Below are 6,045 nucleotides of genomic sequence, written 5' to 3' on the forward strand. Positions count from 1 at the left end.
AAGGAAGAACCGATGCCCTCCAGCCCGCTCGCCTCCGTGCTGTTCGTCTGCGTCCACAACGCCGGCCGTTCGCAGATGGCCGCCGGCTTCCTCGGCCACCTCGCGGGCGACCGGATCGAGGTCCGCTCCGCCGGCTCGGTCCCGGGCGACCAGGTCAACCCCGCCGCGGTCGAGGCCATGCGGGAGGTCGGCATCGACCTCTCCGGGGCCGAGCCGAAGATCCTCACCACCGAGGCCGTCCAGGCGTCCGACTACGTCATCACCATGGGCTGCGGTGACGCCTGCCCCGTCTTCCCGGGCAGGACGTACCTCGACTGGGCCCTGGAGGACCCGGCCGGCAAGGGCGTCGAGGCCGTCCGCCCGATCCGCGACGAGATCAGGACCCGTGTCGAGACACTGATCGCCGAGATCGACGCCCGGCACCGGGCGTGACGTCGTCCGTGACGGACGACGCGTGCCGCTCGCCGCTCACATCCCCCTTCTCGCCCGGCCGACCAGCGCGTCGGCGACATCGGCGGCCAGGAGGAAGGGGAGGTGGCGGTTGACCGGGTCCTCGTGGTCGCGGTAGCGGGCGAAGGGCAGCAGGGACGCGAGCAGGGCCCACTGGTACTCGAGGTCGTTGAAGGGCCAGTTGCGCTGTTCGCAGCCCCTGAGGATGGTGCGCATCCTGGTGACGCAGCTCAGCACGCGCTGGACGTCCGGATCGGCGTCGTCGGGGATGCGCTCCGCCCACAGCGCCTCACCGTGCAGGGCGCTGCGGAACCAATTGCGGATCTGGGTCAGTTGCTCGGGGTTCCAGACGAACGTCCGCGACCACAGGGCGGATTCGAGGCGGGCGAAGTCCTTGCAGATGTGGCCGCGGTGCGTGGTCTCGAAATCGATGATGTAGAGGGCGGGCGGCCGGCCGGCGGGCCCGCTGACCAGGACGTTCTCGCCGTGCAGGTCGCCGTGGGAGACGCAGGTGAGGTAGGAGCGCGTGGTCAGGCCGAGCTGCCGGTCGTACAGCAGCCAGTCGAAGAGCGCCGTCTCCTCGGCCCCGCTCGGCCTGGCGACGTCCGCGATGTGCGCCACCAGCCACAGCGGGTTGGTCACCGGGGCCTCGTCGGCCAGGGCGCCGGGATCGAACTGGCTCCCCTCGAAGAGCAGTTCCAGGGTGGCCGCCTCCCAGGAAAGGCCGCCGTCCACGCCGAAGGTCCGGGCGACCTCGTCACTGGTGAAGTGGGCCAGCTCGGACTCGGCGTCCCTGCCGGGGGCGTAGCTGGTCCGCTCGAAGGTGGCCGGGCGCAGCGCCGGGTACTCGCCGCGCAGGTCGCCCATGCTGCGGCTGGCGTTGCTCAGCCAGGGCCCGAGGGCGTCGAGGAACAGTTCCTTGACGACGTCCTGCAGCGCGGCCCGGTCCACCACCTCCCGGCCCTGCTCGTCCTGCACCTTGTCCCCCGCGTCGTCCCGCTTCGCGCCGGCCGTGCGCAGCCAGCCGCGCAGCGTCGTCGGCTCGTCGCGGTCGCGGAAGACGTACGAGGTCAGAATCGCCTGGTAGCGACGGCCGTTGGTGCTGTTGGCGATGGCCGTCGTGCCGACGACGCACTTGCTGGAGCGGTAGAACGGGTGCAGGAGTTCGCCGAACTCGTCGAAGTTCTCCTTCTCCCGCTGCACCTTCACCGCTTCGTCGATCTTCAGCACACCGACGGGCCCGAAGTTGTTGAAGGTCAGATACGTCGGCACCGGCCGCCCGGAGAACAGGGCGCCCTGCACCATGGTGCCGTGCGCGCGGGGCGCCAGCTCGGCGGCCATGCCCTGGAGCAGCCGGTTCGACAGCTGCACGAAGTTGTCCTGGTCGCGCATCGACAGCGAACTGGAGGCGCCCGCGACGCCGGGCTCCCAGGCGTTCTTGACCACGCGCACGGTACGGGTGGTGGCCAGCGCCTTCATGCCCAGCTCGTGCCAGAAGTCCCGGACCCGTCGCGCCTCGTCGCCCACCTGCGTGCCCCAGGGGGTGCGGTACAGCGCGTCGAGCAGGCGCTCCAGCCGGTCGGCCTTCCAGCCGGCCAGGTTGAGCAGTATGAAGGCGACGCTGTACCAGTGCTCCTCCTCCTCGACCCACTGGTTGAGCAGGTGCGCCGCCCAGTTTTCGGGATAGATGTAGCGGCCGGGGTCGGAGGGGTCCTGGACGCGGGGGTGGGAGTTGCTGTCCTCCGGGGCCACCGGGTCCGGTCCGCCCACGTGCAGCTGGATGCCGACGGCGTGCCGGAGCCAGGCGAACACCTGCGGCACTCGGTTCAGCCTGGTGTCCTTCAGCTCCCCGATGGCGAGCTGCGCGGCCGACTCGGTGACCGCCAGCAGCAGCTCCCGCTGGTCGGGGCGGTAGCGGTTCTCGATCTGGATGACCTGGAGGTAGCCGAGGATGTCGGCGACGGTCTGGTAGCCGTTGGCGGGCCAGTGGCTGCGCAGGGCGTGGTTCCACAGGGCGCTGGTCAGCCACTGGGCCCGCACCTGCCGGAGTTCGGCGGGCTTCCCGCCCTTGGCGTACCGGGAGGCCGCGCCCTGGGACACCGAACGGGCGCTCCTCGCGCGCTGGTGCAGGGCCGAGTGGTCCTCGAGGTCGACGGTGACGCCGGCCAGTTCCTCGGCGAGCGCGCACAGGTCGTCGGCGATGATGGGCGCGAGGCGGTCGGCGGAGGCCGGGGCGTGGCGGGCGACCAGCTCGGTGAGCAGCTCGCCGAGTCCGGCGGTCAACACCTCGACGGCGGCCTCACCGGCCCGCCCGGACCGCCAGTCGTTGAGCAGTTGCTCCCAGGTGGGCGCGGTCTCGGAGTACGGCTCCCGTACGTCGGTGGCGTCGGCACCACGGAGATCGCGCGGGCCGGCCGGGGCCGGCGGGGGCGCGGCGGGGGACGGGCCGAGCGGGAGCGTGGGGGCGGCCGTGACGGCGGCGGGCGTGGCGGACGCCTCGGGCGGCGGCGGAGACTGGGGTGCCGTCTCGATCTGCGTCTCGGCCACCGCCTCGACGACGGCGAGCTGGGCGGGGACGGGACCGAGCGTCTCCAGGTTCTTGCGGCAGAAGTCGATCGACTCGTCGTAGCGTCGGTCGTCGTTGCGGAACTCGTATAACTGCACGGCCAGTTCGAACAGTGCGCGGGCCCGGTCGGGGTCGGCTCGCAGGAAGAAGTCGCCGGCGATGTCCTTCGCCGCGTTGGCGATCATGTAGGCGGGGCCGCCGAGCCTGCCGAGCGTGAGCTCTTCCTGGGCCCGTTCCAGGCCGCTGCCTGCCCTGGGAAACCGCCTGTCGAGGCCGGGATCGGCCTGAACGGCGGCCTGGTACGCGGCTCTGGTGATGTCCAGCGCCCGCTGGAACTCCTCGTGGGTCACCGGCAGTCCCCTCCGCCCGCCGAGCAGGCATGCCTTTGGGCGCCTTGCGGCGCTTCGTTCGCATTGCAGAACACCATTCCAGCAGAGCGGAGCCGCACAGCACCACACTTGGTGCGATCAACTGCCTTACGAATCACGTCCGTTCGGACACCTGGCCGAGTTTCAGGACACAGGTTCGATATCCTCGCGCAGGCGCCGGTCGTCGATCAGGAACGCGGACTGCGGCAGGACGACGCACGTCTTGGCCCGGCCACGGGCGATCTCCCGCCGGCTCGCTCCGATGACCCGTTCCTCGGCCGGGTCGGCGGCCAGTCCGAGCAGGGCGGTGCGCAGCCCTGCCGCGTCCGGCCCGTCGAGGACGAGGTCGTACACCTCGAAGAAGCGGATCTGCCGGTAGTCCTCGCCCGGCACCTTCAGCGGGCCGTCGATGACCCGGCGCACGAAGTGGAAGCCGGCTTCCCGGGCCGCCGGCACGAGCGATGCGTGGCCGACCTCGCCCAGCTCCTCCACCAGCTCGCGGCGCAGGCACTCGGTCGCCGGTTCCCGGTCCGTGCCGCGCTGCAGCCAGCGGGCGAAGCCGAGGACCCGGTAGGCGGGCAGGAAGCCGCGCAGGTCGTGCCGCATCACGTCGCGGGGGCGGTGCTCGGGCGCGAAGCCGAGCCGTTCCAGGCGCGGCTTCGCGGAGTCCTGGTACTTCACCACGCCGCCGGGCGGCCCGAACGCGCCCGGCCGGTTGACGGAGCCGAACAGGACGTAGTGGTCCTCCTCGTGCAGCCGGAGCAGGACGGCGACGGACACCCGCATCCGGGTGCGCGGCATGAGCAGCACCCGCAGCAGCGTCAGGTGCCGCCTGTTCTGCCACAGCATCCGCCCGACGGCGGTGAGCAAGGCCCCCGCGACACTGACGACGATCTTCTCGACCACTGGGCCGCCCCCTCCGTAGCCCCCGACGCCCTTCGCTCAATGTACGGGCAACCCGGTGTACTTGGCGCGCCCCTCACACTGCCGGGCGACCCTTGCGGCGGCGGACGCGGCGGACGCGGCCCGGAGTGCCGTTCGGGCCGCCACGGAGAGTGAGGACAGTGCGGTCGTGGGTCACGAGCGGTGCGCGCGGGCGGGGACCCGCCCGGCGCGCCGAGCGGCGCGCCGGCCTCGCGGACTCCTCCCCGTTGGGTCCCGGCGGTGCTGGGTCTATCGTCGGAATCTCAGGGCCAGGACGAGGAGGACGGCCGGTGATGCCGCAGGACGAGGCCGTGGTCGGCTGCACGGGCAAGGTGCTCATCGGAACGCGCGGATCCGCGGGTCCCGGCGAGGTCCTGGTACGGGTCCGGGGCGGCTCCGAGACGTTTCTGGCGTGGTCCGAGGATCCCCTGCCCGAGGGCGCCACGGTCCTCGTGATCGAATCACGGGGATGCCGCGAGGTCGGCGTCATCGAGTGGGTGGATCCATTGGACGCGCTCGGCGGAGGGACCGCCGGCGCCGGCTGAGGAGTACAGCATGTTCGGATACCGCGTTCCCGCTCCCGACGAGGCGATGTTGATCTCGGGGGGCCGGCGGGGACTGGGGGGCGCGCCGTTCCGAGTGGTGACGGGGCACGGAAAGTTCGTGCTTCCCGTCTTTCGCAAGGTCCGGTTCCTCACCCTGTCCATGTGCGAGGCCGAGGTCACCGAGACCTGTGTGACCAAGCAGGGCATCTCCCTGCACGTCCGCGCGGTCATCGCCTTCAAGGTCGGCAACGACCACGAGAGCATCATCAACGCCGGCCAGCGCTTCCTGTCCGACCAGGAGCAGATGTCCGTGCTCACCGGGCGGATCTTCGCCGGCCACCTGCGGGCGATCATAGGCTCGATGACGGTCGAGGAGATCGTGACCGAGCGGCAGAAGCTGGCCGCCGAGGTGCTGGACACCTCGAAGACGGAGATGGCGAAGATCGGCCTGATCGTCGACTCGCTGCAGATCCAGTCCATCGACGACGGCGACACCGGCTACATCGACGCGATGTCCGCCCCGCACAAGGCGGCCATCCAGCGGCAGGCCCAGATCGCCCAGGCACAGGCCACGCAGGCCGCGGTCGAGGCGGAGCAGGAGGCGGCCCGCAAGCAGGCCGAGTACGCCCGGCAGACCGCGATCGTCAAGGCCGAGTACTCGGCCGAGGTGGACCGCGCCCAGGCGCAGGCCGCGCAGGCCGGTCCGCTGGCGCAGGCACACGCGCAGCAGGAGGTGCTGGCCGCGCAGACGGAACTGGCACAGCGTCAGGCCAAGCTGCGCCAGCAGCAGTTGGTGGCCGAGGTCGTCAAGCCGGCCGAGGCCGAGGCCGAGCGGGTCCGGATCCTGGCCGCCGCCGAGGCCCAGCGCATGAAGATCCAGGCGGAGGCCGCGGCCTCGTACGACCGGGTCGCGCTGGACCGGATGCTCATCGACCAGCTCCCGCAGATCGTGAAGGAGGCCGCGGGCGGTCTGTCCGGGGCCAACGTCAACGTCCTCAACGGCGCGGACGGCCTCGGGGAGATCGCCGCCGGCCTGGTGTCGCAGGGCCTGACGATCCTCGACTCGGTTCGGCAGGGTCTGGGCCAGGACAAGGACGGCCAGGGCGGCCAGGGCACCAGGGGTGACGTCAACGGCCTGCTCCAGCTGCACTCCGGCAAGGAGCGGAGGTCGGACGACGGTCCGGTGGACGTC

The 6,045-nt window shown here is 71.5% G+C and carries 5 protein-coding genes; 3 read left to right on the forward strand and 2 right to left on the reverse strand.

The window, feature by feature from the left end:
- Positions 1-12 precede the first annotated feature (12 nt).
- A complete protein-coding gene (locus tag AC5WRT_RS26020; RefSeq protein ID WP_496096437.1) occupies positions 13-432 on the forward strand; it encodes an arsenate reductase ArsC in 420 nt (139 codons plus the stop codon).
- Between the two features lie 36 nt (positions 433-468).
- Here AC5WRT_RS26020 and AC5WRT_RS26025 read toward each other — a convergent pair whose 3' ends face one another.
- Positions 469-3,366 (reverse strand): aminoglycoside phosphotransferase family protein, encoded by a 2,898-nt coding sequence (locus AC5WRT_RS26025; RefSeq protein ID WP_496096436.1) that lies wholly within the window; start codon positions 3,364-3,366, stop codon positions 469-471.
- 162 nt (positions 3,367-3,528) lie between these two features.
- Positions 3,529-4,290: an SMODS-associated NUDIX domain-containing protein gene (locus AC5WRT_RS26030; RefSeq protein WP_496096435.1), complete on the reverse strand. Its 762-nt coding sequence runs from the start codon at positions 4,288-4,290 to the stop codon at positions 3,529-3,531.
- A 311-nt stretch (positions 4,291-4,601) separates the two neighbouring features.
- On the opposite strand from AC5WRT_RS26030, the gene AC5WRT_RS26035 reads away from it, so the two are divergent.
- Together AC5WRT_RS26035 and AC5WRT_RS26040 are read left to right on the forward strand one after the other, a co-directional pair.
- Complete coding sequence (locus AC5WRT_RS26035; RefSeq protein ID WP_496096434.1) at positions 4,602-4,853, forward strand: NfeD C-terminal domain-containing protein; 252 nt, start codon at positions 4,602-4,604, stop codon at positions 4,851-4,853.
- Between the two features lie 10 nt (positions 4,854-4,863).
- The coding region (locus tag AC5WRT_RS26040) for an SPFH domain-containing protein (protein ID WP_496100644.1) at positions 4,864-6,045 on the forward strand (1,182 nt) is incomplete at its 3' end.

This window comes from Streptomyces sp. NTD91 (assembly GCF_059510455.1).

Bases quoted from the DNA above. Each gene is read 5' to 3' on its own strand.
- AC5WRT_RS26020 (WP_496096437.1), top strand. From the start codon at position 13: ATGCCCTCCAGCCCGCTCGCCTCCGTGCTGTTCGTCTGCGTCCACAAC.
- AC5WRT_RS26035 (WP_496096434.1), top strand. From the start codon at position 4,602: ATGCCGCAGGACGAGGCCGTGGTCGGCTGCACGGGCAAGGTGCTCATC.